Raw genomic sequence first — 26,465 nt, 5'->3', positions numbered from 1 at the left:
CCGAAGGGCTCGGGCTAGCATGCGATGGTGGCAACCACTTCTAGCGGCAACGCTGCCGTCGGCTGGCCGGCACGATTGTCGAAGGCCCGCTTGCACTTCGTCACCGGCAAAGGCGGGACGGGCAAATCGACGATCGCGGCCGCGCTGGCGCTGACCCTGGCGGCGGGCGGCCGCAAAGTCCTCCTGGTGGAAGTGGAGGGTCGCCAAGGGATTGCGCAACTCTTCGACGTTCCGCCGCTGCCCTACCAAGAACTCAAGATCGCCACCGCCGAGCGGGGCGGCCAGGTCAACGCCCTGGCGATCGACATCGAAGCCGCGTTTCTGGAATACCTCGACATGTTTTACAACCTCGGGATCGCCGGACGGGCCATGCGCCGCATCGGCGCCGTCGAGTTCGCGACGACGATCGCACCCGGCCTGCGCGACGTGCTGCTCACCGGCAAGATCAAGGAGACCGTGGTCCGCAAGGACAAGAACAAGCTGCCCGTATACGACGCGATAGTCGTCGACGCACCACCGACCGGCCGCATCGCACGTTTCCTGGATGTCACCACGGCGGTGTCCGATCTCGCCAAGGGCGGGCCGGTGCACTCGCAGAGCCAGGGCGTGGTCAAGCTGCTGCATTCCGAGGTGACCGCGATCCACTTGGTCACGCTGCTCGAAGCACTGCCGGTGCAGGAGACGATGGAAGCCATCGAGGAGCTTGCCGAGATGCAACTGCCGATCGGCAGTGTGATCGTGAACCGCAACATTCCGGCATACCTGGAGCCCCGCGACCTGGCCAAGGCCGCGGAGGGCGATGTCGACGCAGACTCGGTGCGCGCCGGTTTGAAGACGGCCGGAATTGAGCTGAGCGACAACGACTTTGCCGGCTTGTTGACCGAAACCATTCAGCACGCGACCCGGATTGCCGCACGGTCCGAGACCGCGCAGCAGCTCGACGCGCTGCGAGTCCCACGGCTGGAGTTGCCCGCGATCTCCGACGGAGTCGACCTCGGCAGCCTATATGAGCTTTCGGAATCGCTTGCACAGCAGGGAGTTCGATGAGTACTACACCGAAAACCCTTGACATGGCCGCGATCCTGACCGATCGTTCCAACCGCGTCGTGGTGTGCTGCGGGGCCGGCGGGGTGGGCAAGACGACCACCGCGGCGGCGATGGCATTACGCGCGGCCGAGTATGGCCGCACCGTATGCGTTTTGACGATCGACCCGGCCAAACGGCTAGCACAGGCGCTGGGCGTCAACGACCTTGGCAATACGCCGCAACGGGTACCGCTGGCGCCCGAGGTCACCGGCGAGCTGCACGCGATGATGCTGGACATGCGCCGCACTTTCGACGAGATGGTGATCCAATACTCCGGAGACGCTCGGGCACAGGCGATTTTGGATAACCAGTTCTATCAAACGGTCGCCACATCCCTCGCCGGCACTCAGGAGTACATGGCGATGGAGAAGCTTGGCCAGCTGCTGGCCGAGGACCGCTGGGACCTGGTGGTGGTGGACACTCCCCCGTCGCGCAATGCGCTGGACTTCCTGGACGCACCGAAACGACTGGGCAGCTTTATGGATAGCCGATTGTGGCGGTTGCTGCTCGCGCCCGGCCGGGGCATCGGGCGATTAGTCACCGGCGCAATGGGTTTGGCGATGAAGGCGCTCTCGACGGTGCTGGGCTCGCAGATGCTGGGTGACGCCGCGGCGTTCGTGCAATCACTGGACGCCACCTTCGGCGGCTTCCGCGAGAAGGCGGATCGCACCTACGCGCTGCTGAAAAGGCGCGGCACCCAGTTCGTGGTGGTGTCGGCGGCCGAACCCGATGCGCTGCGCGAGGCATCCTTCTTCGTCGACCGGCTGTCCCAAGAGAGCATGCCGCTGGCGGGGCTCATCCTGAACCGCACCCATCCCCTGTTGTGCTCACTGCCGGTGGAACGGGCAATCGACGGTATCGAGTCGCTGAAGTCCGATGCGGACACCGATGCCGCTTCGCTGACCACGGCCGTGCTCACGATTCACGCCGAGCGGGGCCAGACCGCCAAGCGAGAGATCCGGTTGCTGTCCCGGTTCACCGGCGCCAACCCGCACGTGCCGGTGGTGGGCGTTCCGTCGCTCCCGTTCGACGTATCGGACCTGGAAGCCCTGCGGGCGCTCGCCGATCAGATCACCGCAACCGGCGACGACCCGGCCCGCGCTGCGGATCGCTGAGCACCCGCCAAAAGAAACGCCTGCCGGGGAGCGATGTGCCCTGCTCAGAGGGGGCGACAGGGCTTGTTCAACAGGCCGCTGAGCGGCCGCCAAAAATTGAGCCGGTTGGTGACCATTGCACACACGCGCAGCTATGACAGCGAAATGCCATCTCGCACAAGGAAGTTCGCGTTAGAATGACTATTGAACATGCGCTGAATCCAACCAGCGCTGTAACAATTCTGTAATAATAAGTTTCGGCCTACCAGTGCGCCGCCACGACGCGGCGCACCCGCTTTCAAAGCGTCAGCTGACGCCGCGGTTCCGGCGCTTGTCGAAGAAATCGGACCACGAAATTACCTCGGGGTGCTGCTTGAGCAGCGCCCGGCGCTGCCGCTCGGTCATACCGCCCCAGACACCGAACTCGACCTTGTTGTCCAGCGCGTCGGCTCCGCATTCCTGCATCACCGGGCAGTGACGGCAGATCACCGCCGCCTTGCGCTGGGCAGCGCCCCGAACAAACAGTTCGTCGGGGTCAGTGGTCCGGCATAGCGCTTGGGACACCCAGGCAATTCGTTCTTCAGCATCCACACTGTGCAGCACCCCCTGTGCCGCGGCAATGTTGGTTCGGCGTGCCGCCGGTCGTGTTCCTGACACGAGCTGTTCCCTTCCTCCCGGTCGCAATTTACGACCGCCCTCCTTGGGTGGCAGATCGTTGATGCGATCCACGCCACACTGTGCGGATCGGTGTTACCTGAATCTCACCGTCTGTATAAGTTAGGTGGTCAGGGGTCAATTGCGCAACAGTCTGATAACGCTTTTTTTGGGACGGGCGTGCCGTCTTATCGTTGAGCGTAAGCCGGATCATGAGATTGAGTACCCCTTTTGGGTGGCTGATATGTAACGCGAGCGAAAACATCCCATCCCGATAGTCAGCAAAGCCGCAGGTCACGTGTTCTGGGTCCGCTGTGCGGATCGACGGCGCGTCGCGCGACAAGGGCCGGTTACTGTAGTACGCATGTCAGACCGCCCCCCGGCAGCTCTCACAATTCTTAAGCTGGCTGGCTGCTGTCTGCTGGCGAGTGTGGTAGTCACGGCGCTGATGTTCCCGATGGCCGGCGGCCTGGGGCTGATATCCAACCGGGCGTCCGAGGTGGTCGCCAACGGCTCGGCCCAGCTTCTCGAGGGACAGGTGCCCGCCGTCTCGACGATGGTCGACGCGAAGGGCAACACCATCGCGTGGCTGTACGAGCAGCGCCGGTTCGAGGTGCCCACGGACAAGATCGCCAACACTATGAAGCTGGCGATCGTCTCGATCGAGGACAAGCGGTTCGCCGAACACAACGGGGTGGACTGGAAGGGCACGCTGACCGGGCTGGCGGGTTACGCGTCCGGCGACGTCGGGACCCGAGGGGGCTCGACGATCGAGCAGCAGTACATCAAGAACTACCAACTATTGGTGACCGCGAAGACCGATGCCGAAAAGCGCGCGGCCGTCGAAACAACGCCGGCACGCAAGCTGCGCGAGATCCGGATGGCGCTCACGCTCGACAAGACCTTCACCAAGCCGGAGATCCTGACCCGCTACCTGAACCTTGTCTCCTTTGGTAACGGCTCGTTCGGGGTGCAGGACGCGGCGCAGACCTACTTCGGTATCAACGCGTCGGATCTGAACTGGCAGCAGGCGGCGCTGCTGGCCGGCATGGTGCAGTCGACCAGCACGCTCAACCCGTACACCAACCCCGACGGTGCGCTGGCCCGGCGGAACCTGGTCCTCGACACGATGATCGACAACCTGCCGCAGGAGGCCGACGCGCTGCGTGCCGCCAAGGCGACGCCGCTGGGAATCTTGCCGCAGCCCAACGAGCTGCCCCGCGGGTGCATCGCGGCCGGCGACCGTGCCTTCTTCTGTGACTACGTGCAGGAGTACCTCTCCCGCGCCGGTATAAGTAAGGAACAGGTGGCCAGGGGCGGCTACCTGATCCGCACCACGCTGGACCCGGACGTGCAGATCCCGGTCAAGACCGCGATCGACAGATTTGCGAGTCCGACCCTGCCGGGAATCTCGAGCGTGATGAGCGTGATCCGGCCCGGCAAGGATTCGCACAAGGTGATGGCCATGGCCAGCAACCGCACCTACGGACTCGACGTCGACGCCGGCCAGACCATGAGGCCGCAGCCGTTCTCCCTCGTCGGCGACGGCGCGGGGTCGGTGTTCAAGATCTTCACCACCGCCGCCGCACTGGACATGGGTATGGGCATCAACGCCAACCTCGAGGTGCCGCCGCGGTTCCAGTCCAAGGGCCTGGGTAGCGGTGGCGCCAAGGGCTGCCCCAAGGACACCTGGTGCGTGGTCAACGCCGGTAACTACCGCGGGTCGATGAACGTGACCGATGCGTTGGCCACCTCACCCAACACCGCGTTCGCCAAGCTGATCTCGCAGGTCGGGGTGACGCGCACGGTCGACATGGCGGTCAAGCTCGGGCTGCGGTCCTACGCCGATCCCGGCACCGCCCGTGACTACAACCCCGACAGCAACGAGAGCCTCGCCGACTTCGTCAAACGCCAGAACATCGGCTCGTTCACTCTTGGTCCGATCGAGGTGAACGCGCTGGAGCTGTCCAATGTCGCGGCCACGCTGGCCTCCGGGGGCGTGTGGTGCCCGCCCAACCCGATTGACAAGCTGATCGACCGCAACGGCAACGAAGTCGCCGTGACCACCCAGACCTGCGACCAGGTGGTGCCCGAAGGGTTGGCCAACACCCTGGCCAACGCGATGAGCAAGGACGCGACGGGCGGCGGGACCGCGGCCGGTTCGGCCGGTGCGGCGGGATGGGACCTGCCGGTGTCCGGTAAGACCGGCACCACCGAGGCCCACCGCTCCTCCGGGTTCGTCGGCTTCACCAGCCGCTACGCGGCGGCCAACTACATCTACGACGACTCCACCTCGCCGACGGACCTGTGCTCGTCCCCGCTGCGCCACTGCGGCGAGGGCGACTTGTACGGCGGTAACGAGCCCGCACGGACCTGGTTCACCGCCATGAAACCGATCGCCCTGAGCTTCGGCGACATCAAGTTGCCACCGACGGATCCCCGGTACGTCGAGGGTTCACCCGGCTCACGGGTGCCCAGCGTCGCGGGCATGGATGTGGACGCCGCACGCTCGCGCCTCAAGGAGGCCGGCTTCCAGGTCGCCGACCAGACCAATTCGGTCAACAGCACCGCGAAATTGGGCGAGGTAGTCGGAACGGCGCCGTCCGGCAATACGATTCCGGGTTCCGTCGTCACCATTCAGGTCAGTAACGGGATCCCGCCGCCACCGCCCATGCCGCCGGACGGTGTGCCGCTGCCGGTCGGCTCGCAGGTGATAGAAATCCCCGGGCTGCCGCCGATCACCATTCCGCTGCTGGCACCGCCGCCACCGCCCGGACAGCCGCCTCCCTAGGCGCGCAACGGCGCGACACACGGCTCCTGATTCAGCGCCCCGCAGTAAACTGCGCGCATGGCTGATGTCTTGCCCGCCCTGATCCGCACCGGCGCTGTCGCGATCGGTTCGACCGTCGCCGGCATCGGTTACGCCGCGGTCGTCGAGCGCAACGCCTTCGTCCTGCGCGAGATAACGATGCCCGTCTTGTCGCCGGGTTCCACACCGCTGCGCGTACTACATATCAGCGATCTGCACATGATGCCCAACCAGCGCCGCAAGCAGGCCTGGCTGCGTGAGCTGTCCGGCTGGGAGCCCGACCTGGTCGTTAACACCGGCGATAACCTGGCCCACCCCAAAGCGGTCCCCGCGGTCATCCAGGCCCTGGGCGATCTGCTGTCGCGGCCGGGTGTCTTCGTCTTCGGCAGCAACGACTATTTCGGCCCGCGGCTGAAGAATCCGCTGAACTACCTGACCAACCCGTCCCACCGGATAAAGGGAGAACCGCTGCCCTGGCAGGATCTGCGGGCGGCGTTCACCGAGCGTGGCTGGCTTGACCTCACCCACACTCGGCGCGAGTTCGAGGTGGCCGGCCTGCACCTGGCCGCTTCGGGCGTGGACGACCCGCACATCGACCGCGACCGCTACGAGACGATCGCGGGCCCGGCCAGCCCGGCGGCGAATCTGCGGCTGGGACTGGTGCACTCCCCCGAGCCGCGGGTGCTGGATCGCTTCGCCGCCGACGGCTACCAGTTGGTGATGGCCGGACACACGCACGGCGGGCAACTGTGCCTGCCTTTCTACGGCGCGCTGGTGACGAACTGCGGCCTGGACCGCACCCGGGCGAAGGGGCCGTCGCGCTGGGGCGCCAATATGCAGCTACATGTCTCGGCGGGCCTGGGCACCTCCCCGTTTGCGCCGGTGCGGTTCTGCTGCCGGCCCGAAGCAACCATGCTGACGTTGATCGCCGCCCCGATGGGTGGGCGGGACTCCAGCAGCAACCTGGGCCGCTCGCAGCCTGCGGCATCGCTGCGTTGAACGATCGGACCCAGATCGCGGTCCGCAGCCTGTCGCGAAGCTGGACGGACAATGCGGTCCGGCTGATCGAGGCCGACGCCCGTCGCAGCGCCGACACTCACTTGTTGCGCTACCCGCTGCCATCGGCCTGGTCCACCGATGTCGACATTGCGCTGTACCTCAAGGACGAGTCGACGCACATCACCGGCAGCCTCAAGCACCGGCTGGCGCGCTCGCTGTTTCTGTATGCGCTGTGCAACGGCTGGATCGACGAGGGCACGACGGTCGTAGAGGCGTCGTCGGGTTCGACGGCAATATCCGAGGCGTACTTCGCCTCCCTGCTGGGTCTGCCGTTCGTCGCCGTGATGACGGAGGGCACTAGCCAGTCGAAGGTCGCGCTGATCGAATCACAAGGCGGCCGTTGCCATTTCGTGCAGAACTCCAGCGAGGTGTACGCCGAGGCGCAGCGCGTTGCCCAGGAGACCGGCGGCCACTACATGGACCAGTTCACCAACGCCGAGCGGGCCACCGACTGGCGCGGCAACAACAACATCGCCGAGTCGATCTTCGCGCAGATGCGCGAAGAGAAGCACCCGATCCCGGAGTGGATCGTCGTCGGCGCGGGCACCGGCGGAACCAGCGCGACGATCGGTCGCTACATCCGCTACCGGCGGCACGCGACCCGGCTCTGTGTCGTCGACCCGGAGAACTCCGCGTTCTTTCCCGCCTACGCCGAGCAGCGCTACGACCTGGTGATGCCGGCGTCGTCCCGTATTGAAGGAATCGGGCGCCCACGGGTGGAGCCGTCGTTTCTGCCGGACGTGGTCGACCGCATGGTCGCGGTGCCCGACGCGGCGTCGATCGCTGCCTCGCGTCACGTCAGCGCGGTGCTGGGACGGCGGGTGGGGCCGTCGACCGGAACCAATCTGTGGGGCGCCTTCGGCCTGCTGGCCGAGATGGTCGCCGCCGGCCGCAGCGGTTCGGTGGTCACGCTGATCGCCGACAGCGGCGACCGCTACGCCGACACGTATTTCAGCGACGAATGGGTCGCTGCGCAGGGCCTCGATCTGATCGGTCCTGCCGAGTCGCTGGTCGAATTCGAGCGCAAGAGCAGCTGGACCTAGCCCTCAGCCAGCGGTTTGGGCAGTCGGCGGGCGGGTGCGATAGGCTGTCGAGGCTTCACGCGGGGTGTGGCGCAGCTTGGTAGCGCGCTTCGTTCGGGACGAAGAGGCCGTGGGTTCAAATCCCGCCACCCCGACCAGTTTTGCGGCTGGCAATTCCTAAGCGTTGACTCAGCGACCTTTCTGTACCTTCGGGCGCCATGAGCCAGACATTCCGTTCCATAGCCCTCGGCAATCCCCGGGTGATGCTCAGCAAGGTTCCTGAGGTCACCGTGTGGTTCTGGATCATCAAGATCCTCTGCACGACTGTCGGGGAGAGCTTCGCCGACTGGATGAGTACCACTGTCGGCCTTGGCCTTATCGTGACGGCGCTGATCTTCACCGTCGCCCTGGGCGTGGTTTTGGGCTTCCAGTTGGTCCTCGACCGCTACGTGCCGATCGTCTACTGGGCAGCGGTTGTCGTGCTCAGCATCGCGGGCACGCTCTACACCGACATCCTGACCGACAAGCTGCAGGTACCCCTGGCGGTCAGCACCGCCGTGTTCGCGGCGACGTTGGCCGTCGTCTTCACGGTTTGGTACCTGCGGGAACGCACCCTGTCCATCCACAGCGTCGTCACGACCCCGCGCGAGTTGTTCTACTGGCTGGCGGTGCTGGTCACCTTTGCCCTGGGTACCGCCGTGGGTGACTGGACGTTGCAGCTCACCGGCTGGGGGCCGGGCACGTCGGTGCTGCTGCCGGCGGGTCTGATCGCATCCATTGCGATCGGCTGGCGGGCCGGCGCCAACCCGGTGCTGTCCTTCTGGCTGGGCTACATTCTGACCCGCCCGCTGGGCGCCAACCTTGGCGACTGGCTGGCCTCCGCGCCGGAAAACCACGGTCTGGGTTGGGGAACCACCGTCACCAGCGCACTCTTCTTGGCCGCGATCCTCGCCACGGTCGGGTATCTGATGGTTAGCCGCAGCGATGTCATCGGCGACGAACGCCCCACCCGCGCTGCGACTGTCACCACGACTCCGACGCGCGAGCGGCTGATGCTGGGGTACTACGCGGTCGTGGCAGCCATTGCCGGTGCGGTGCTGATCTGGGGTGGCCACGGTCATTCCGGTGCCGCGGAAACCGATGAGGAAGCGGAGTCGATAACCGCGCCCGTGAGCGCCGCGCCCGCTGCGCCCGGACAACTCACGTCGGCCTTTCCGCCGGCCGAGGTCGCCAAATTCCGAACCATCACCCAGGACACGCTTTCCAAGGTCCGGGCCGGCGACCAGGCCGGCGCCAAGACCCGGATCACAGACCTGGAAACCGCATGGGATGACGACGAATCGAAGCTGAAGCCGATGAACCAAACCGCGTGGCACACCCTCGACAAGCAGATCGATGGCGTACTGGCGGCCGTGCGGGCCCGCACGCCTGACCCGGCCACCGAGACGCAGCAGCTGACCGCATTGTCGACGGCGCTGCGGTAGTACCGTCCGTGCTGATGGCACATTCAGACCGGATGCCAACGTTGCTGCACCCACGGGCGTGGAGCATCTCGGCGCGCTCGGCATTGGTTTCGGCAACCGTCATTCTGGTGGCGCTGACCATGGCAGGAGCGATCCTGCTGTTGGTCTTGCACTTCGCGTTGACTTCAGCCGCTGACGACGCGGCGGCTAGTCGCCTGCGCGACATCGCCAAGACGCTGCAGTCGGCGGGCGCCCCCGATCTCGATCCGCCCCTACTGGCGACCGACCAGCGCATCGTCGCCGTTCAGATTCTCGACGGAGCCGGGCATTGGGTGGCCTCGTCAAGTTCCACCCCCGAGCCCCCGATGGTGGCGCTTAACGCGATCGGAAGTACCCCGCGGATCGGGATCACGGGCGCCGCAGTGCGGATGCACGACGTCCGGGTATCCGCGCAGGCGGTTGACACGCCGACCGGACGTTACGTCGTACTCGTCGCGGCCGGCACCGAGGGCGTGGAAACCACCGTGTCCACCGTGGCGATCGGCCTGGCCGCGGCCGCGCCGTTGGTGATCGCGGTGGCCGGACTGGCCACCTACGTTCTGGTGCGACGGTCACTGCGTTCGGTGGAAGCGATTCGTTCCCGGGTTGCCGACATCAGTGCCTCCGATCTCGCCGAGCGGGTGCCGGTGCCACCGCAACGCGACGAAATCTTCACGCTCGCAACGACAATGAACCAGATGCTGTCCCGCCTCGAATCCAGCCAAGCCGCCCAACGCCGGTTCGTCGCCGATGCCTCCCATGAACTGCGCAGCCCGCTGTCCACGGTGATCTCGGCGCTCGAAGTCAGTATCGCCCACCCCGAGCTGCTCGACGACCGGCTCGCCGCCGACACGCTGTTGCCGGAAGCGCACCGGATGCAAACGTTGGTGGACGACCTGTTGCTGTTGGCCCGCGCGGACGAACAAGGATTGGCGTTGCGCGGCACGGACACCGACATCGACGATCTGGCCGTCACCGAGGTGGCCCGGCTGCGGCGCGAGACGTCGCTGGATGTGCACGCCGACCTTGCTCCGACGCGGCTAGTGGGTGACTCCAGCGCGCTGGCGCGCGTGCTGCGCAACCTTGTCGATAACGCAGCGCGCCACGCGGCGTCGCGGGTGGAGGTCGCGGTGCGGTCCGAGGACGGTCAAGCCTGCCTGACCGTGGCCGATGACGGTCCCGGAATCGCGCCCGCCGACCGGCTACGAGTGTTCGAGCGGTTCGTGCGACTGGACACCAACCGTGCCCGCAGCGGCGGCGGTGCCGGACTGGGACTCGCCATCGTGTTCGAAATCGTGGGCGCACACGGCGGTAGCGTGCGTATCGACGACCGTCCCGGCGGCGGTACCGCGGTGGTCGTTCAGCTCCCGCTGGTCGCGCCGACCTCGGCGTCGTCCTCGGCGCACAGGCGGTAGCCGACCCCACGTACGGTCTCAATTGTGTTGGTACGGTATGGGAAATCGATCTTGCGCCGTACATAGAAGACGTAGACCTCGACCAGGTTGTCGTCTCCGGAGAAGTGTGGATCCCAGACGTTGTGCAAGATGTCGGTCTTGCTCACCACGTTGCCCTTGTTGCGCATCAGATAATGCAGCAGCCCGTACTCCCGCGGTGTCAAAGTGATCGTTTCGTCGTTGCGGCGCACGATGCGCCGCGCCGGATCTAACGACAAGCTCCCCGCGGTCAACACCACCGGCCGCTCGGGGGCGCCGCGACGAACCAACGCCCGCAGCCGCGCGACCAGCACGATAAACGAAAACGGCTTGGTCAGATAGTCATCGGCGCCCAAGTCGAACGCGTCCGCCTGCTCGTAGTCGCCATCTTTGGCGGTGAGCATCAATACCGGCGTCCACACCTGGGCTGCGCGCATCCGGCGCAGCACCTCGTAGCCACTCAAACCCGGCAGCATGATGTCCAAAATGATTGCGTCGAAACGGTTCTCGGTGGCCTCCCACAACCCGTCGTGACCGTTGTCGGCAGTCGTCACCACACAACCCTCAGCGCGCAAGCCCATCGTCAGCGTCGCCGCCAGCCGCGCCTCGTCCTCGACGACCAGCACCTTCACTCGCTCGACTCCTTTTTCATCGGCGCGAGTCCGGTAGACCCCTGGCGATCATTCTGCGCCTATTCGTCAAGGCCGTCCGCCCAATGTGACGGCGATTGGCCCATCGCAACACGGTGGCATGACGACGCTGAGAAAGCGCTGAGGACGGCCGGATCCCCTGTGCACAGCCTCGGCTCTCAGCGTCTTCTCAACTCGGCTCGGGAAGGATGGAGAAAGCACCGGCACACGTCGGCGCGTGAGGTAAGACGCGGTCCGCACATCGACAGGTGATCACTCATGAGCGAGATGACGAAGCGTGCGTTGAGCAAGGTGCCGGCGGTCACCCTTGGTTTCTGGGTCATCAAGGTGTTGGCAACGACACTCGGCGAGACTGGTGGCGACACCGTCACGATGACGCTGGACTGGGGATATCTGGCGGGTGTGGTGCTATTCGGCGGCGCTCTGATCGCACTGGTCGCCGCGCAGATCTTCGCCAAGCGCTTCCACGCCACCCTGTACTGGCTCACGATCGTCGCCTCGACGACGTTCGGCACCGTGCTGGCCGACTTTGCCGATCGATCACTGGGGATCGGTTACGCGGGCGGATCGCTGCTGCTGCTGTTCTTCCTGTTGGCCACCCTCGGGCTTTGGCATTGGTCCGAGGGTACGGTTTCGGTCAACACCGTCTCGACGCCGAAAGTCGAAGCGTTCTACTGGGCCACCATCACCTTTTCGCAGACGCTGGGCACCGCCCTCGGTGATTGGCTCGCCGACGACGGGGGGCTCGGTTACGAGGGCGGTGCGGTGGTCTTCGGCGTCGCGTTGCTCGTGGTTGCGGCCCTGTATTACTGGACAAGCATCTCGCGCGTCACCCTGTTCTGGCTGGCTTTCATCCTGACCCGCCCGCTCGGCGCGACCGTCGGCGATTTTCTCGACAAGCCAATCGACCACGGCGGCCTGAACCTGAGCCGCCCGCTGGCTTCGGCGGTGCTCGCCGCCGTCATCATCGTGCTGCTCATCGCCTTGCCGCAGCGCGCGGGACGCCACCCCAGTGCGGAGCACGATGCCGAGGCGACGGAAGCGGAGTCAGAGGCGGTCGACGAGGCCGCGCCCGAAACGGGTCCCCGTCACCGTCCGGGTGGCAGCTGACCATTCGCCTCGCGACCGCGGTGCTTAGCGGTTGACTTTTCGTGACCGCCTACAGCCCGCAAGTCGTGGTGTCTCGGTTGATCCAGCCTGGACTACCCGTTGGGTGTTTGGAGTTCGGTCGCCGGCGTCTGTTGGGTGGCCGCCCACGACGCTAGTAGCGCTAAACCGTCGGCGGTCGGCGTGCCCGCGGCAGCGGTGTAGACGTTGAGGAGCAGATTGGGTTCGTCGGGCAGTTCCAGGGACTCGACGTCCAGTTCGAGTTGGCCCACGACCGGATGGTGCACCAGCTTGCGGCCGGACCGGTGCAGCCGCACGTCCTGAGATGCCCACCGTTGCCGGAATAGCTCACTGCACGTTGACAATTCGCCGACCAGGGCGATGAGCTTTTCGTCGTGCGGATTGCGGCCCGCTTCCATGCGTAGCTTTGCGGCCACGTCACTGGCGATTCGGTCGTAGTCGACAAAGAAATCTTTGGCCGCCTCGGGAGCTAGATAGACGAACCGCGCTGTGTTCGCGGGCCGTCGCGGGTCGGCCAGCACCGGTGAGAACAGCGCGCGGGCGAGTTGATTCATGGCGAGCACGTCATAACGTCCGTTACAGATCCAGGCCGGCGCATCGGAGATGGCGTCGAGCACCTGCAGCAGTGTCGAGCGCACCGTTACGGCCGCCGGCTTGTGCCGGCGTGGATTGCTGGGCGCCCCGGATTGGCGTGCGAGGTGAAACAGGTGATCGCGCTCCGCTTCGTCGAGTTGTAGCGCAGAGGCCAACGCCTCGAGCACGCCGTCGGAGGCGCCAGCGAGGCTGCCGCGCTCCATGCGCACGTAGTAGTCGACCGATACCCCTGCCAGTAGCGCTACCTCTTCACGACGCAGACCTTTGACCCGACGGTTGCGGCCGTAGGCGGTCAGGCCCGCCTGCTCGGGGGCGATGCGGGCGCGACGCGAGCTGAGAAAGTCCCGGATCTCGGTGCGTAGATCCATCGTTGCCATCCCCTCACCGTAGGCGCGTCGCGCTGGCAAAGGGGAGGTACTGCTGGTACCCCGACGACCAGCGTTGCCTGACCTCGCCGGTGTCCCCCATCAGAAGCCTGGGTCACCGGCTGGTGAATGGTAAAGCCCCGCGCCGATGCTAAGTACCCGATGCGGTCGTGGCGATGCCGCCGTCGACGGGGACGATGGCGCCCGTGAGGTAGGAACCAGCCCGGCTGGCCAGGAACACAGCGATACCCGCCATGTCGTCGTCGCGGCCGAGCCGGCGCAGAGGGGCCGACTCCGTGATCGCGTCGCGCATCGCATCGAGCGTGGATGCCATCATCTGCGACGGGAACACTCCCGGCGCTACCGCGTTCACCGTGACGTGCTGCGGGCCCAATTCTCTGGCAAGCACTCTGGTGAGTTGATGGAGTGCCGCTTTGCTGCTGGCGTACGAGTAGTTGGGCGACTGGGCGACGTGGATAGCGGCGATGCTGCCGATGTTAATGATCCGCGCGGGATCATCGGCTGTACCCGCTCTGCGGAGTGCGGGCAGCAGCGCCTGCACCAGCCAAAACGGCGACTTGAGGTTGAGGTCGATCACGGTGTCCCAGGCCTCCTCTGGGAACGTCGCCAGCGGCTCGCGCCACATCGCTCCCGCATTGTTAACCAGAATGTTCAAGCATTCCGAGTTCAACGTCACGAGGTTGGCGAGGCGCTGACACTCGTCGTGCCTGGACAGGTCGGCGGGGATCGCCTGGACCTCACCGAATTTCGACAGCTGCTGCTGCGCCTCCGCGCACGCGTCCGTACTGCGTGAGCTGATGACGACGCGGGCGCCTGCCTGCAGAAGGCCGCGCGCTATCATCAGCCCGATGCCCCTGGTGCCACCAGTGACCAGCGCGCACTTTCCACTCAGATCGAAAAGGCCTGTGTGCGATGTGAATTGGTCGTTTGCCATCTTAACCAGTTTGGCAGGCGCGTTGGACCCCTGGGAGATCCTGGCGATACAGGTACTGCGAGAACCACCCTTGAATCCACACGGCCGAATCCCAGCCGAGGCGGGCGAAGGGAACGTCCCAAGCCGCTGCTTGCGGTTTGGCCTCAGGCCGAGGGGTTTTCCTGCCGCAGTCGCGGTGCTAACGGTCCGAAGCGGATGGACGAGCTTTCCCGATCCTGGCCACCCGCGCCACCACCGGTGAATTGACCGGCATCCACGTCGACTTCTTACTGGGCCGATTTCGATCCCGGAGACGAGTGTGCTCATCGACGATCGAGACGATCTTGACCGGTCGCCCATCGGTGGTGACGTGAACTGGAAGTCCACCGCCCACACCCGGTTGGGCGCATCGGCGATCACCCCTTGATCGCACGGTCCGGGCTCTGATAACTGATGCCCGCGTTGTTGAGCGCGGCCAGGAAGGCATCGTCACCGGGGTCGGCGTGCGCCGGTGCGGCCGGCCCGATCAGGGCGGCGGCGCCGGGGAGAAACCGTGAAACCTTCATATCTCGCTACCCTGCCGCCGGCGGGCGCGCGATGACGCGGGGGCGGAATCCATAGATCGGGTCGGCGAACTCGTCCTCGTGCGCACCCGGAATGCCGGCCAGGGGCACCCCGGGCATGCCCACTGCCCCGGCCTCTTCCATCACCATCGGGGTGGCCGCGCCAAAGCCGTGATAGGCCCCGGCCCCGACCTGAGTCGTCGCGGCAACCGTGCTCACCGTTGCTCCGGTGGCGGCCCAGGTCGGCGGAACCGATAGTGCCCCAACCAGGCTCGCCTGTCCCAGGCTTGCGGTCGCTGCGGCACTGGGCAGGGCTGTGGTCGCGGATGCCAGCGCGGGGGCACTAGCCAGGCCGGCAGCCAGATCCTCCAGCCCATCCGTGGTTGCCCCTATTGCGCTCTGACCATTGATTGTCACCATCGAATCGACGAATGTCGTCGGGTTCAGCATCCCGTTGGTCGTGAACCCGTTGGAGACGCCGGAGACAGAGGCATTGTTGAGAAAGGCCCCGATCAGATTCGGGTTGGAATTGCTGAAAAAGTTCATCACCCCGGCAAGTCCGGTGGTGGACGTATTCGAGTCGGGCGACAAACCCAGCCAGTCCCAGATGCTGGTCGCCTGAGTCGCGGCCGGGGCGGCCAGCGCATTGTTGACCGCGTCGGCCTGCAAGGCCGTTCCGGCCGTAGTGGTGTCGGCCTGCGGTGCGCTAAACACTGTCATGTCGCTGGCCGCGCGCGAAGCGGTGGTGTAACTGGTCATCGCGGAGGCGTCCTGCGCCCACATCTCGCCGTATTGGGCCTCGGTGGCCGCGATCGCCCCGGTGTTCTGGCCGAAGATGTTGGTGGCCATCAGGTTTGCCAGCTGAACGCGGTTGGCCGCGACCAGGGGCGGCGGCACCGTCGCGGCAAACGCGGCCTCATACGCTGCGGCGGCCGCGTTGGCTTGCGCGCCGGCCTGCTCGGCCTGGGCGGCGGCGGTTTCCATCCACGCGAGATACGGTTCGATCGACGCCACCATCTTCGCCGAAGCCGGGCCCAGCCAGCCCTCACTGACGAGCGACTTGATCACCGCGTCGTAATTGGTTGCCGCAGCACGCATTTCAGCAGCCAGCGCGTTCCATGCCGCCGAGGCCGCCAGCATCGATCCCGATCCCGCGCCGGCATACATTTTGGCCGAGTTGACTTCCGGCGGTAATGCCCCAAAGTTCAGCATGACATCTTCTCCTGCAGTCTCTTATCCGGCGGCCGGTGGTCGCGGCATGATGGCGGGGCGAAACCCGTACCGGGGAATGGCGCGGCGCATCCTGCGACCGGTACCGCCCAGCGGCCCGGCCACTCCTCCGGGCCCGCCCGCCGCCGGCGCCCCGGAGGACCTGATGTCACTGAGTCCACTGACCGGCGCCGCCGTTTGAACAGAGCTGATCGTGGCCGCGTTGCTCCAGCTCGGCGGCACCGACATCGAACCCACCAGATGCGCGTTGCCTATCCCCGCCGATGCGCCGGTAAGGCCCGCCGAGGGCACCGTGCTGGAAGCCAGCGCGGCCGTCCCGGCCCCTTCGGCGCCGAAGCCGAAGTCCTCGAGACCGTGCATGACTGTGGCGCGCGTGCCCATCGCGCCCACCGCCGACGCCAGAATGGTCTGCGGGTTGAACGGGCCGCCGCCAATCGACCCGGTGACGACCGAGTTGCTGAAGAAGGTACTTCCCAGGAAGCTGCCCAGGGCCGTGTTGTTCGACCCGTCCAGCAAGCCGGTCAGGTAGTCACTGATCGGTCCTTGCGGAGCGGCAAGAGCATTGACGTCATTCGCCGACAAGGTGTCAGCGGACAACAACGACTGCGCATTCCCCGCCGCCGAGTTGGCAGCCTGGCTGACAGCCTCGTTTTGTCCTGCTACCGCGTCGGGGGCGGTGTTGGTCTGCGGCGAGGTGAACGGCGTGATCCGCGCCGCGGAGTTCGAAGCGACGGCGTAGCCGTTCATCGCCCCGGCATCCTGAGCCCACATCTCCATGTACTGCGCTTCGGTGGCCGCGATCGCCGGGGTGTTCTGCCCGAAGATGTTGGTAGCCACCAGATTTGCCAGCAGAATGCGGTTGTCCGCAACGACCGGCGGGGGCACCGTCATCGCGAAAGCGGCCTCAAAAGCCGTCGCGGCCGCGTCGGCTTGCATGCCGGTCTGCTCGGCCTGTGCGGCCGTGGTGTTCAGCCAAGTCAGGAAAGGTGCGGCCGCGGCCAGCATCGACGCCGACGACGGACCATACCAGCCCGCGCCGATCAGCTCTCTAATAACAAACTCGTAATCAGTTGCTGCCGAACGTATCTCGGCAGCCAACGTATTCCAGGCGACCGCAGCGGCCAGCAACGGCCCCGACCCCGGGCCCGAATACATTCTTGTCGAATTGACTTCCGGCGGAAGCGACGCAAAATCGAACGCTGCAGTCACTATTCAACTCCCCCAGATGTGGCGCCAACCTTGCCGCCGTATGCGCACATCCGCACCGCGACCTCAGTAATCGTGCTGGTCATCACCGAGAGGTGCTGACAACCGCTTGACCCGGCGTTGCTCACAGCGCCCGAAGCTACAGATTCATCGCTGAGTCACCGCTGAGAAATCATTGGAATACGGCCTGTAACAATTTCTATCCCTGGCCAGACCGATGCACGTCACTCGTTCTCAGGTATTGCCAGCATTTGCTACGAGTTCCGCAGCCAGCAATCGCCACCTCGCCGATGCCGGCTCACCGCACTAAACTTGGCCCGCATGGCGTTGGTCAGGGCGATCTCCGAGCAACAGCAGACGTGTCAGCGCCGCACCGACCTCCCCCATCCTGAGGCAGACAACAGATTTCCGTACCATCCAACCCTTTTGGAGGTCGCACAACGGCAGCAGGAACTCGACGTATGGGAGGCGATGCAGGTCGGCGGCTATCGATTCGCCAAACCCGGCACCATTATCAGTTTCCTGACCTCCGCCGTGATGCTGTTTCTCGCGTTCACCCCGGTGCCACCGAACTGGCCATGGAACATCCCGCTGCTCATTGTGGCCATTTTCGCCGCCGTGGCGACGGTGGTTTGTGGCCTTCTATGGTTCGACAAGCCGAAAGCCGGATCCCGCCCGGAGCGGCTGTCGATCGTGCCGTTCTCGCGGGCAGAAAACCTGCACCTTATGAACACGCAACCCACCGAGCCGTACGTCGCGACCTGCACGTGCCCCGGCTGCGGCGATCTGTCCACTCATCTGGTTCGCCAGCCCGACGTCGGCGAACCGGAATGGTCGAACGTCACCCGGCAGTGCCGGGTATGCGGGCGGGAATGGGCGCAAGACTAGACGGCGCGTGATGTGCGAGGGCGGTACCGCACTCGGGTTCCATGCTGGGGCGCAAGCATTATCGAGCGCCGCACTATCCGTTCCGACTCGTCGTCGACGGCACTGAACTCGCCTTCACGCAACAGCGTGTGCAGCACGGTAATCAGCTCTCGCATCGAAAAGCTTGCGCCCAGACAGCGTTTTACGCCGCCGCCGAAGGGAACCCAGGCGTAAGTTTGCGGCCGGTCGCCGAGAAAGCGTTCGGGGCGGAACTCGTTCGGATGGGCGTAGGTCCGCGGGTCACGGTTAATCGCGATGATGTGCACGACGATTCGCGTTCCCGCGTCGACGTGGTAGCCGCCGATCGGAAATGGTTGCGCGGCAACGCGTGCCGTGAACGGCGAGGGCGGGCGCATCCGCAACGTCTCGTTGATCACCGCGGTGGTGAAGTCTTCCCCACCACTGATGGCTTCGGCCTGCACACGTTGTAGCGCATCGGGGTGGTGCAGCAGAAGGTCGAATGCCCACGCCAACGTCGTTGCGGTGGTCTCGTGACCGGCCAGCATCAAGGTGATCAGATCGTCACGGATCTCGTTGTCCGACAACTGTTCTCCGCCATCGCCCCGCGCAGACATGAGCAACGTCAGAATGTCGAGCTTGTCGCCGCGACGGGGCTCATTTCGCCGCTGGGCGATCAACGGCATTACGACGTCACCGATCGCCCTGTTGGCGCGGGCCCGTGCCGGCCACACCCTTAAGGTGCCCAACCTCCGTAGCGCGTAGCGGACCGTCAACTGCTCGGAGACACCGAGATTCAGTAATCGTTCGAATGGGCGGCCCAATCGCCGCACCTCGTCAGGATCCTCCACGCCGAAGATGACCTTGACGATCACGTCCAGCATCAGCGACCGCGCCGCCTCCAGCATCGGGAACGGACGGTCCACGGGCCAGTCGCGCAGCGCCGCGCGGGCCGAGTCCGCCATGATCGGCACGTAACTGCTCAACGACGCGCCGTGCAGTGGCGGCGTCAGAAGCTTGCGCCGCCGCAGGTGTTCGGGCTCCTCCTGGACAAACATCGATCCGGACCCGTAGATCGCAGCTGCGGGTCCCACGCCTTCCCCGCCGAGCAGGACATCGGGCGGCGCGGTGAACACTTGCTTGACCAACTCTGGGTCGGACACAATCGCGACGTTGCCCAGACTGAGGATCGGCATCGTCATGATCGGTCCGTAGCGGCGAATCAATCGCAGCATCCGGCGCTCACCGCCGACCAGATAGGCAACCGCGTACGCCGCGGCGAAAACCGCGCGGAAGGGTCGCGGTGCGGGCAAACCCGGGTGGGCTCAAGCCGTTCGCCGGATCCTCCCGGCGACTAAGCACAACGCTCAGGCTCGGCCTCGCACAGCGGTGTCGCGCCGCGGAAACGGTAGCGGTGCGCCGACACCCAGTGATAGAAGGCGTTCTGCATCGCGCCAACGCCGGGGATCCGATAGATCCACAGCGGGACGCGCGTGCCCAGCGCCACCGACAGGGCCGCATTCATTGCGTGCGCCCCGCCGAAGATCGCGCCGGAAGAGTCCACCCACCACGCGGACTCGAGCATTCGTTCGTCGGTGACGCCGAGCCGGTCGGCCATCCCGGGTGTCTGCATCGGTTCGATGCGCAGCAGGCCGGTGCGATCCCAGCGAACCAGTGCGTTGACCGCCCGAGTGCACACCCCGCACCGACCGTCAAAAACTAATACGCCGTGCATCCTTCGATTGTATTTCCCGGCGCACTACGCACAATCGGTGCAAATCGGAAGTCCCGAGCTGGACAGCAGCATCCGGTGTCGGTGCTGAACCAGGAAGCAACTCGAGCAGGTGAACTCGTCGGACTGCTGCGGAATCACCGTCACGGCCAGTTCCTCACCGGACAAGTCCGCACCGGGCAGCTCGAAGAAGTGCACATCGTTAGGGTCCTCATCGACAACCGCCGTGGACGGCCCCGACAAATTCGGATCCAGCTGACGCAGCTCGGCCGGTTCCTGGTTCTCGGTATCGCTCACGCGACGTGCGTCGTAATCGCTTGCGGTCTTCATGGGCATACCTTTCCTGCAGGGTGGCGGGATGACGCACGTCCGATGTACTCCCCCGTGGCACAGGCGGTACCCCGTTCTGCGGCGCCCCACACTGTGTCAAACATAAGAAAATTGCACGAACGATAATTCTGTGCTTCAGACGGCCGAGCGAACACGATTAGCGGCCCGGCCGAGGCGCCGTGGCGTTCGAGCCCATGGCCACGAGCTGCGGTTCCGCCCCGCGAACACGGCGGGGGGCATAGTTCAGCCAGACCAGGCCCGCAACGCCGGAGGCGGCAGCCAGAATCACTGCTGCCAATGCGATGCGCGCGTCCGACGCCAACTCATACAACCCGGCGCTCAGGGCAAGCACGGCGATCGCAACCGCGACCAAGCCGGGGATATTCGCGCTGCCAGCATGCGCACGGCTGGTCCGTGTCTGGCCAACCGGGTAATCCATCCCAACTCCTCACGAATCGCGTTGCGGATTAACACGATTCACGTTGAGCGGGTGCGGATGGTTCAAAGTCTGAAATGCCGGCGGTTGACTACTCGCCGTGGGTGCGCAGCGACAGCGGTAACAACCACCAAAAGCAGGTGAACAGCACCAGCGCACACGCTCCCGCTATCAGTCCAGCGGTGTTTCCGGCCACCGCGGAGAAAATGATGATCGTCGCCCCGGTCAGCGCCAGTCCGAGCAGAGCCAGCCCGGCGTAGGCACACCGGTGCGCGGCCGACACCAGCACTTGCAGGCGATGCCGCCGGAACAGCAGCCGATGAATGCCCACCGGGGCGATCAGCAGCACAGTCGCGCCCACCGAACATCCCACCGTCACCAGATAGGCGATACGCATCTGTTGATCGAGAACGTCGAACCGCTGTTGGAACGGGAGCGTCAAGAGGAACCCGGTGAGCAGTTGCACGCCGGTCTGCACCACGCGCAATTCCTGCAGCAGGCTGTTCCAGTTGCGATCCAGCCGCTCGGTTTCGGTCTCGCCGCGCTTATCGCGATCCCATCGCTGGTCGTCTTCCGGACGGTCGACATCCATGTTCGCGATCATCGCACCGAGCGCGGCCCCGTACCGGCGGGCGCGCGGGCGCCATCGCCGAGGCTATGACGGTGAGGTCAGCGGTTGAGTTTGCCGTCTCGCACGCCGGTCAACGCGTCGTCCAGCGTCGGGTAGAGCGGGAACGTCTTGTCCAGACCAGTCAGGTGGATCGGCCGTCTGGTCGCCGGACCCCGCGCGACCACTCCGAACTCCGCCGTCTTGCCGAGTTTCTCGTAGGTCGCCGCCAGGATCTTCAGCCCGACCGAACCGAGAAACTCTACGCCGGACAGGTCGATGACCAGCGCTGTCGGCCCTTCCGCTACTACCGCACCGATGGCTTGCTCCAGCGCCGGAGCGGTGACCAAATCGATTTCACCGCCGACACTGACCACGGACACCCCATCGTGGTCCGCAACCAACGTGGTAATCGAATCAGGAGCTGACAATGGCGATCCTTCGTCCGGGCCTTCAGTGTGGTGCAAGCCTAACCTGCCTTGCGAACTGCGAGAAGAAGAAGACCTCAACACCTGCCCCGCGTCCAATCAGGCTAGTCTCCCCATAGAACCTGCGCACTGCGGAGCGCGACGCGGCACCCGGGAGGCCAGATGTCAGATTCCAGCAGCACCAGCACCGCCAGTATCTCCAGCGAAGGTCTGCTTCCGCAGCTAGTACAGCATTTGCGGCAGAATCGCACCGTTCTGCGTGAGGAGTGGGCGCGACGTATCACCGAGGCCGAACTGCTCACGGCGATGACTCCCGAAGAGCTCTTCTCCGAGGCGACCGCCGTGTACGACAACTACGTCGAGGTGCTCGAGACCGGTAGCGTCGAGGCGCTGCAAGCCTACGCGCGCGACCTGTCCGAGCGCATCATCCCGCGAGGCGTGGAAACGGACGAGGTGCTCGGCATCGTGCTGCTGCTGCGCGACGTGCTGGCCCGGTCGCTGTTCGAGAAGTATCAAACCGAGTTCGAGATGCTCAACCGAGTCCTGGACGCCTACGAACCCGCGGCCAACCGCATCGCCAACACCGTGGGCGTGTCCTTCGTGCAGGAACGCGAGCGCATCATCCGCCAGCAGCAGGAGGCGATCCGCGAGCTGTCCACCCCAGTGCTGCAGGTGCGGGAGCAGCTGCTGATTCTGCCGATCATCGGTGTGCTGGACAGTCAGCGCGCCCGCCAGGTCACCGAACAGCTGCTGCGGGCCATCCGCGCCAACCGCGCCAAAGTCGTCGTCATCGACATCACCGGTGTGCCGACCATCGACTCCACCGTGGCGAACCACCTGGTGCAGACGGTCGACGCGTCGGGGTTGATGGGCGCCAGCGTGATCATCACCGGCCTGTCCTCGGAGATCGCCCTGACGCTGGTGACGATCGGCCTGGATCTGTCCAAGATGAACGCGGTCGGTGACCTGCAGGGTGGTATCGAAGAAGCCGAGCGCTTGCTCGGCTACGAAGTCACGCGCACCGGCGAGCAGACCGGGTGAACACAACCACGGGCACCGTATGCCAGTACCCATCCTGAAACAGGGCGCGATCCTGATCGCCTCGGTGCAGGCCGCCCTGTCCGACTCCGACGCCGAACGGCTGCGCTACGACCTCATGGAGCGGGTCAGTCAATTCCGCGCACAGGGCATCATCGTCGATGTCACCGCGATCGACGTGATGGATTCATTCGCGGCCCGGTCGCTGCGGACGATCGCGCACATGACCCGGCTGCGCGGCGCGGACACCGTGATCGTAGGTCTGCAACCAGAAGTCGCCTTTGCGATGGTTCAACTGGGTCTCGCGTTCGACGACATGAACACTGCCCTGGATCTTGAGGAGGGCCTTGCCCTACTGAATCGCCAACGGGGAGTAGGGAAACCGACGATCGGGCGCGACGGTGGCGTGTGACATTGTCGTCGCTATCAACAATCCCGACGACATCGTCGCAGCCCGCACAGCCGGACATCAGCTCGCACTCGACCTCGGGTTCTCGCTGACCGACGTCACGATGATCGCCACGGCGATCTCGGAAATCGCTCGAAATATCACCAGCTATGCGGGGCGGGGCACCGTGCGGGTCACGGTGGCCGAGCGCGACGGCCGCCAGGCGCTGGTGGTTCGCGCCGAGGACGACGGTCCGGGCATCGCCGATATCGAGCGGGCGATGGAGGACGGGTACTCCACCGGTCGCGGCCTCGGCATGGGCCTGCCCGGTTCACGCCGTTTGATGGACCGGCTGATCGTGGAATCCGCGCTCGGCAAGGGGACGGTCATCGAAATGTGGAAATGGGTGCCCGGCCGTGCGTGAAAACGGTCGACTAGGGCCAATCGAGTGGGCGAACGCGGGGCGCCCACTACCCGGCGAGAACACCAGCGGCGATCGAAAGATCGCGGTCGCCATCGACGATGACGCCGCGCTGTTCGGTGTGATCGACGGCCTCGGCCACGGCCCCGCGGCGGCGAGCGCCGCGATGCGCGCCGTCGATGCGGTGCAGCGAGCCGCCGGCGAGCGGCTGGAAGTCTTGATCCAGCTCTGCCACCGTGTGTTGGGTGGGACCAGAGGAGTCGCCATGACCTTGGCGCGGGTGGATTTCGCGGACAAAACGCTCACCTGGACCGGGGTGGGAAACGTCAGCGCCAACCTCGTCTCCAAGGACGCGACCGGTGTCCACATCCGATCCAGTGCGCGCCTTGCCGCCGGCATCGTCGGCTATCGCATCCCGGAAATCAGGCCCGCCCAGGTGGTTTCACTTCGGATCGGCGACCTGATCGTCCTCACCAGCGACGGCATCGCCGAAGATCACCTGGACCACCTAGACTTCGCTGCTTCGGCGGTGGTGATCGCCGACCACATTCTGGGTAAACACGCGAAGGAAACCGACGACGCAATGGTGCTCGCCGCCCGCCACCGGGGAACCACGACATGACCAACGCCGACGAATTTCACGCCGAATACCTCGCCGCGCTGCGGACCTACTTGGACGCGCGCGACGACAACATCTTGGTCGTCGCCCACGAACTGGGGCGCCGGGCGCTGCAGGAACAAATCAGCATGCTCGACATCATCGAGCACCACGTCCGGCTGGTGCTCGAACTGTCCCGGGACATTCAAATCGACGCACCGGTCGCACTGGAATTCCTGTTACAAACGCTGGCCCCGCTCGACGTCGCGACTCGGGGGTTCCTCGACGGCACCAAGCGCTACGCCGAACAGCGTGCCCGCGCCGACGGGCTCGCCGACCGAGACAAATTCCGCACGGCCCTGGTCAATTCGTTGCAGGAAGGCTTCTTCGTCGCCGATCATGAAGGCTCGATCGTCGAGATGAACAACGCCTTCATCGAGATCCTTGGCTACCCGACGGAGGGCCTGCCCTACCGGTGGCCGCATCCATGGCTGGTCGACAAGAAGACGGCGCGAGAACACCAATCGCGGGTCCGCAGCGACGGCGGCACCCAGTACGAGACACCGATTCGGCATCGAGATGGGCATCTCGCCTGGGTGATGGTGAGCATCAACGCCGTCAAAGAAACCGACAGCAACGAAGCGGCATACGTGGGGACGATTCGCGACGTCACCGCCGAACGGGCGTTCGCCGCACGGGAGAGCGCCGTCCTGCGCCTGGCCACCGCCGTGGCGGTAGCCAAAAGCGTCGCCGAGCTGCTGGCGATCACCCTCGACGAATGCCGGACGGCGATTGGCGTACAGCGCGTGATCGCCGTGACCTGGCCGGGCGACGGCGGCGAGCCGACCGTTCAGATGGCGGGCGAACCTGCCGAAACGACCTGGCGCGGACTGGATCCCTGGTTGCGCGACACGTTTCAGGCCGCACGCCAGCAGCTGCCCCTGACGGCGAAAACCATCGAGCAGCCGAACAAGCCAGGCAAGACGCAGGGATTGGTCGCGGTGCTCTCGGGCACCGGAGACCTCGCCTTATGGCTAGAGCTCGGCGCGACGCGCTGGGTCAGCGCGGAGGACCGGCTCCTGGTCACGGTGCTGATCGGTCACCTCAGCCTGGCCATGCAGCATGTGCGTCAATTCGAGAGTGCCCGCGAGACATCGCTGACGTTGCAACGCGCGATGCTGCCACCCGTGGAGCCGCCGCCGGGGTTCGCCATGCGTTACGAGCCGGCCGTCCTACCGCTGGAGATCGGCGGCGACTGGTACGACGTGCTGCCGATCGGCGACCACCGCATCGGCATCGTCGTCGGCGACTGTGTGGGTCGGGGTCTGCCGGCCGCCGCCATCATGGGCCAGTTGCGCAGCTCGGCGCGCGCCCTGTTGATCAACGGGGCCCGCCCCGCATTGGTGCTCGAGCAACTCGACCTCGCGGCGTCGCTCATTCCGAATGCTTACTGCACCACCGTTTTTCTGGCAATCCTCGATACCGAGTCCGGCGTCTTGGAATACAGCAACGCCGGTCATATGCCCGCGGTGCTCGCCGGACCGTCGGGCATCACGGTGCTCACCGACGCCCGGTCGGTGCCGCTCGCGGTCCTGCGCGAGGAACCTCGCCCGCAAGTCTCCTGGCGGCTGCCGTCCGGCTCGACGCTGATGGTGTTCACCGACGGATTGGTGGAACGCAAGCACGAGTCGCTTGACGACGGAATAACCCGCGCCGCAGAGGTTTTGGTGGAGACGAGGACGTTGCCGCTGGACACCGTCGCGGACGCGGTGCTTAGCGAGCTGGCTCCGGCCACGGGATACGACGACGATGTGGCGATGGTGATCTACCGGCACCAGCAGGCGCCGCTACGGATCGAAACTCATTCGATCGCGGACGAATTGGCTAGCATTCGGCATCGGTTGGCCGACTGGCTCAGGGCCTCTGACGTCCCGGACGAACTGATCGACGACATCGTGCTGGTGGTCAACGAGGGGTGCACCAATTGCGTCGAACACGCCTACCGCGGGCACGGCCTCGGGACAACCCTGCTCGAAGTCAAAACGGTTGACGGCGAAGTTCACGCCCGCATCACCGATCACGGTTCGTGGAAGCCGCCGGCGCTCAACCCGGGCAACAGCGGACGGGGCCTGATCCTGATGAGGGCCATCAGCGACACGATGGAAATCGACAGCAACTCAACCGGAACCATCGTCAACATCACCTTCCGGGTACCGGCGGCGCCCGCAAGCGTCGATCACTGGTCCGGCGGGCGGTAGCAGAAAGCGAGCGCA

General features: G+C 65.4%; 26 protein-coding genes, 1 tRNA gene and 1 pseudogene. 15 read left to right on the top strand and 13 right to left on the bottom strand.

Translation table 11 applies throughout. The features are described from left to right. Positions 1-24: 24 nt before the first annotated feature. Together LMQ14_RS02010 and LMQ14_RS02005 are read left to right on the top strand one after the other, a co-directional pair. Positions 25-1,047: an ArsA family ATPase gene (locus LMQ14_RS02010; protein WP_267733196.1), complete on the top strand. Its 1,023-nt coding sequence runs from the start codon at positions 25-27 to the stop codon at positions 1,045-1,047. Then, complete coding sequence (locus LMQ14_RS02005; RefSeq protein ID WP_267733195.1) at positions 1,044-2,201, top strand: ArsA family ATPase; 1,158 nt, start codon at positions 1,044-1,046, stop codon at positions 2,199-2,201. Before LMQ14_RS02010 ends, LMQ14_RS02005 begins: the two co-directional genes overlap by 4 nt. Positions 2,202-2,486: 285 nt before the next feature. On the opposite strand, the gene LMQ14_RS02000 is transcribed toward LMQ14_RS02005, so the two are convergent. After that, entirely contained in the window at positions 2,487-2,837 is a 351-nt protein-coding gene (locus tag LMQ14_RS02000; RefSeq protein ID WP_267735306.1) for a WhiB family transcriptional regulator, read from the bottom strand. A 361-nt stretch (positions 2,838-3,198) separates the two neighbouring features. Here LMQ14_RS02000 and ponA2 point away from each other — a divergent pair, with 361 nt between their 5' ends. From ponA2 to LMQ14_RS01970, 6 genes are all read left to right on the top strand, one after another. Then, on the top strand, positions 3,199-5,625 hold the full coding sequence (gene ponA2 / locus LMQ14_RS01995) for a transglycosylase/D,D-transpeptidase PonA2 (RefSeq protein WP_267733194.1): 2,427 nt from the start codon (positions 3,199-3,201) through the stop codon (positions 5,623-5,625). A gap of 57 nt (positions 5,626-5,682) precedes the next feature. Further along, positions 5,683-6,642: a metallophosphoesterase gene (locus tag LMQ14_RS01990; protein WP_267733193.1), complete on the top strand. Its 960-nt coding sequence runs from the start codon at positions 5,683-5,685 to the stop codon at positions 6,640-6,642. Then, positions 6,639-7,745, top strand: a complete 1,107-nt coding sequence (locus LMQ14_RS01985; RefSeq protein WP_267733192.1) for a PLP-dependent cysteine synthase family protein — start codon at positions 6,639-6,641, stop codon at positions 7,743-7,745. The genes LMQ14_RS01990 and LMQ14_RS01985 overlap by 4 nt, the downstream gene beginning before the upstream one ends. Before the next feature lie 60 nt (positions 7,746-7,805). After that, positions 7,806-7,882, top strand: a tRNA-Pro gene (locus LMQ14_RS01980). Between the two features lie 60 nt (positions 7,883-7,942). Next, positions 7,943-9,208 (top strand): hypothetical protein, encoded by a 1,266-nt coding sequence (locus LMQ14_RS01975; RefSeq protein WP_267733191.1) that lies wholly within the window; start codon positions 7,943-7,945, stop codon positions 9,206-9,208. 14 nt (positions 9,209-9,222) lie between these two features. Further along, positions 9,223-10,641, top strand: a complete 1,419-nt coding sequence (locus LMQ14_RS01970) for a sensor histidine kinase (protein ID WP_267733190.1) — start codon at positions 9,223-9,225, stop codon at positions 10,639-10,641. Here the strand turns inward: LMQ14_RS01970 and LMQ14_RS01965 are convergent. After that, a complete protein-coding gene (locus LMQ14_RS01965) occupies positions 10,587-11,291 on the bottom strand; it encodes a response regulator transcription factor (protein WP_267733189.1) in 705 nt (234 codons plus the stop codon). The two genes, LMQ14_RS01970 and LMQ14_RS01965, sit on opposite strands and share 55 nt — an antisense overlap. 276 nt (positions 11,292-11,567) lie before the next feature. Between LMQ14_RS01965 and LMQ14_RS01960 the strand changes: the two genes are divergently transcribed. Further along, positions 11,568-12,419 (top strand): hypothetical protein, encoded by an 852-nt coding sequence (locus tag LMQ14_RS01960; protein WP_267733188.1) that lies wholly within the window; start codon positions 11,568-11,570, stop codon positions 12,417-12,419. 92 nt (positions 12,420-12,511) lie between these two features. On the opposite strand, the gene LMQ14_RS01955 is transcribed toward LMQ14_RS01960, so the two are convergent. The 5 genes and pseudogenes from LMQ14_RS01955 to LMQ14_RS01935 form a co-directional block, all read right to left on the bottom strand. Next, positions 12,512-13,408: a helix-turn-helix transcriptional regulator gene (locus LMQ14_RS01955; RefSeq protein ID WP_267733187.1), complete on the bottom strand. Its 897-nt coding sequence runs from the start codon at positions 13,406-13,408 to the stop codon at positions 12,512-12,514. Positions 13,409-13,547: 139 nt separating this feature from the next. Then, positions 13,548-14,351: an SDR family oxidoreductase gene (locus LMQ14_RS01950; protein ID WP_267733186.1), complete on the bottom strand. Its 804-nt coding sequence runs from the start codon at positions 14,349-14,351 to the stop codon at positions 13,548-13,550. A gap of 401 nt (positions 14,352-14,752) precedes the next feature. After that, positions 14,753-14,896: pseudogene (locus LMQ14_RS01945) on the bottom strand (DUF732 domain-containing protein); the annotation flags it as partial. A 6-nt stretch (positions 14,897-14,902) separates the two neighbouring features. Next, a complete protein-coding gene (locus LMQ14_RS01940) occupies positions 14,903-16,105 on the bottom strand; it encodes a PPE family protein (protein WP_324291097.1) in 1,203 nt (400 codons plus the stop codon). A gap of 21 nt (positions 16,106-16,126) precedes the next feature. Further along, positions 16,127-17,278: a PPE family protein gene (locus tag LMQ14_RS01935; RefSeq protein WP_267735304.1), complete on the bottom strand. Its 1,152-nt coding sequence runs from the start codon at positions 17,276-17,278 to the stop codon at positions 16,127-16,129. A gap of 363 nt (positions 17,279-17,641) precedes the next feature. Between LMQ14_RS01935 and LMQ14_RS01930 the strand changes: the two genes are divergently transcribed. Next, the gene (locus tag LMQ14_RS01930; RefSeq protein ID WP_267733185.1) at positions 17,642-18,217 is read left to right on the top strand and encodes a hypothetical protein; all 576 of its coding nucleotides are present in this window, start codon (positions 17,642-17,644) and stop codon (positions 18,215-18,217) included. Here LMQ14_RS01930 and LMQ14_RS01925 read toward each other — a convergent pair. The 6 genes from LMQ14_RS01925 to LMQ14_RS01900 all read right to left on the bottom strand — a co-directional run bounded on the left by LMQ14_RS01925 (position 18,214) and on the right by LMQ14_RS01900 (position 21,750). After that, on the bottom strand, positions 18,214-19,527 hold the full coding sequence (locus LMQ14_RS01925) for a cytochrome P450 (RefSeq protein WP_267733184.1): 1,314 nt from the start codon (positions 19,525-19,527) through the stop codon (positions 18,214-18,216). The genes LMQ14_RS01930 and LMQ14_RS01925 overlap by 4 nt on opposite strands. A 41-nt stretch (positions 19,528-19,568) precedes the next feature. Continuing rightward, on the bottom strand, positions 19,569-19,949 hold the full coding sequence (locus LMQ14_RS01920) for a thiol-disulfide oxidoreductase DCC family protein (RefSeq protein ID WP_267733183.1): 381 nt from the start codon (positions 19,947-19,949) through the stop codon (positions 19,569-19,571). Between the two features lie 24 nt (positions 19,950-19,973). After that, positions 19,974-20,276, bottom strand: a complete 303-nt coding sequence (locus LMQ14_RS01915; protein ID WP_267733182.1) for a DUF4193 domain-containing protein — start codon at positions 20,274-20,276, stop codon at positions 19,974-19,976. Between the two features lie 157 nt (positions 20,277-20,433). Beyond that, a complete protein-coding gene (locus LMQ14_RS01910) occupies positions 20,434-20,715 on the bottom strand; it encodes a hypothetical protein (RefSeq protein WP_267733181.1) in 282 nt (93 codons plus the stop codon). Positions 20,716-20,803: 88 nt separating this feature from the next. Next, on the bottom strand, positions 20,804-21,304 hold the full coding sequence (locus LMQ14_RS01905) for a DUF6328 family protein (RefSeq protein WP_267733180.1): 501 nt from the start codon (positions 21,302-21,304) through the stop codon (positions 20,804-20,806). Between the two features lie 77 nt (positions 21,305-21,381). Beyond that, positions 21,382-21,750 carry an STAS domain-containing protein gene (locus LMQ14_RS01900; protein WP_267733179.1) on the bottom strand — a complete coding sequence of 123 codons (369 nt, stop codon included), beginning with the start codon at positions 21,748-21,750 and terminating at the stop codon, positions 21,382-21,384. A 159-nt stretch (positions 21,751-21,909) separates the two neighbouring features. Here LMQ14_RS01900 and LMQ14_RS01895 point away from each other — a divergent pair, with 159 nt between their 5' ends. From LMQ14_RS01895 to LMQ14_RS01875, 5 genes are read left to right on the top strand one after another with little or no spacing between them, the layout of a single operon-like run. Then, the gene (locus LMQ14_RS01895; RefSeq protein ID WP_267733178.1) at positions 21,910-22,788 is read left to right on the top strand and encodes an STAS domain-containing protein; all 879 of its coding nucleotides are present in this window, start codon (positions 21,910-21,912) and stop codon (positions 22,786-22,788) included. Between the two features lie 19 nt (positions 22,789-22,807). Further along, positions 22,808-23,197, top strand: coding sequence for an STAS domain-containing protein (locus tag LMQ14_RS01890; protein ID WP_267733177.1), 390 nt, complete (start codon positions 22,808-22,810; stop codon positions 23,195-23,197). After that, on the top strand, positions 23,187-23,597 hold the full coding sequence (locus LMQ14_RS01885; protein ID WP_267733176.1) for an anti-sigma regulatory factor: 411 nt from the start codon (positions 23,187-23,189) through the stop codon (positions 23,595-23,597). The genes LMQ14_RS01890 and LMQ14_RS01885 overlap by 11 nt, the downstream gene beginning before the upstream one ends. After that, positions 23,590-24,216: a SpoIIE family protein phosphatase gene (locus tag LMQ14_RS01880; protein ID WP_267733175.1), complete on the top strand. Its 627-nt coding sequence runs from the start codon at positions 23,590-23,592 to the stop codon at positions 24,214-24,216. Before LMQ14_RS01885 ends, LMQ14_RS01880 begins: the two co-directional genes overlap by 8 nt. Next, positions 24,213-26,450 (top strand): SpoIIE family protein phosphatase, encoded by a 2,238-nt coding sequence (locus LMQ14_RS01875; RefSeq protein WP_267733174.1) that lies wholly within the window; start codon positions 24,213-24,215, stop codon positions 26,448-26,450. Before LMQ14_RS01880 ends, LMQ14_RS01875 begins: the two co-directional genes overlap by 4 nt. Positions 26,451-26,465: the final 15 nt, after the last annotated feature.

Origin of the sequence: Mycobacterium sp. Aquia_213, from assembly GCF_026625985.1 — a bacterium.
Classification (GTDB): Bacteria; Actinomycetota; Actinomycetes; order Mycobacteriales; family Mycobacteriaceae; genus Mycobacterium.
Note: the sequence above shows the minus strand (reverse complement) of the source record. Positions and strands in the feature narration are given on the sequence as shown.

What these genes read in the sequence shown, in the direction of transcription:
- LMQ14_RS02010 (WP_267733196.1), top strand. Translation starts at nt 25, where the DNA reads ATGGTGGCAACCACTTCTAGCGGCAACGCTGCCGTCGGCTGGCCGGCA.
- LMQ14_RS02005 (WP_267733195.1), top strand. Translation starts at nt 1,044, where the DNA reads ATGAGTACTACACCGAAAACCCTTGACATGGCCGCGATCCTGACCGAT.
- ponA2 (WP_267733194.1), top strand. Translation starts at nt 3,199, where the DNA reads ATGTCAGACCGCCCCCCGGCAGCTCTCACAATTCTTAAGCTGGCTGGC.
- LMQ14_RS01990 (WP_267733193.1), top strand. Translation starts at nt 5,683, where the DNA reads ATGGCTGATGTCTTGCCCGCCCTGATCCGCACCGGCGCTGTCGCGATC.
- LMQ14_RS01975 (WP_267733191.1), top strand. Translation starts at nt 7,943, where the DNA reads ATGAGCCAGACATTCCGTTCCATAGCCCTCGGCAATCCCCGGGTGATG.
- LMQ14_RS01970 (WP_267733190.1), top strand. Translation starts at nt 9,223, where the DNA reads ATGGCACATTCAGACCGGATGCCAACGTTGCTGCACCCACGGGCGTGG.
- LMQ14_RS01960 (WP_267733188.1), top strand. Translation starts at nt 11,568, where the DNA reads ATGAGCGAGATGACGAAGCGTGCGTTGAGCAAGGTGCCGGCGGTCACC.
- LMQ14_RS01955 (WP_267733187.1), bottom strand. Translation starts at nt 13,408, where the DNA reads ATGGCAACGATGGATCTACGCACCGAGATCCGGGACTTTCTCAGCTCG.
- LMQ14_RS01950 (WP_267733186.1), bottom strand. Translation starts at nt 14,351, where the DNA reads ATGGCAAACGACCAATTCACATCGCACACAGGCCTTTTCGATCTGAGT.
- LMQ14_RS01940 (WP_324291097.1), bottom strand. Translation starts at nt 16,105, where the DNA reads ATGCTGAACTTTGGGGCATTACCGCCGGAAGTCAACTCGGCCAAAATG.
- LMQ14_RS01935 (WP_267735304.1), bottom strand. Translation starts at nt 17,278, where the DNA reads ATGTATTCGGGCCCGGGGTCGGGGCCGTTGCTGGCCGCTGCGGTCGCC.
- LMQ14_RS01920 (WP_267733183.1), bottom strand. Translation starts at nt 19,949, where the DNA reads ATGCACGGCGTATTAGTTTTTGACGGTCGGTGCGGGGTGTGCACTCGG.
- LMQ14_RS01915 (WP_267733182.1), bottom strand. Translation starts at nt 20,276, where the DNA reads ATGAAGACCGCAAGCGATTACGACGCACGTCGCGTGAGCGATACCGAG.
- LMQ14_RS01910 (WP_267733181.1), bottom strand. Translation starts at nt 20,715, where the DNA reads ATGGATTACCCGGTTGGCCAGACACGGACCAGCCGTGCGCATGCTGGC.
- LMQ14_RS01905 (WP_267733180.1), bottom strand. Translation starts at nt 21,304, where the DNA reads ATGGATGTCGACCGTCCGGAAGACGACCAGCGATGGGATCGCGATAAG.
- LMQ14_RS01895 (WP_267733178.1), top strand. Translation starts at nt 21,910, where the DNA reads ATGTCAGATTCCAGCAGCACCAGCACCGCCAGTATCTCCAGCGAAGGT.
- LMQ14_RS01890 (WP_267733177.1), top strand. Translation starts at nt 22,808, where the DNA reads ATGCCAGTACCCATCCTGAAACAGGGCGCGATCCTGATCGCCTCGGTG.
- LMQ14_RS01875 (WP_267733174.1), top strand. Translation starts at nt 24,213, where the DNA reads ATGACCAACGCCGACGAATTTCACGCCGAATACCTCGCCGCGCTGCGG.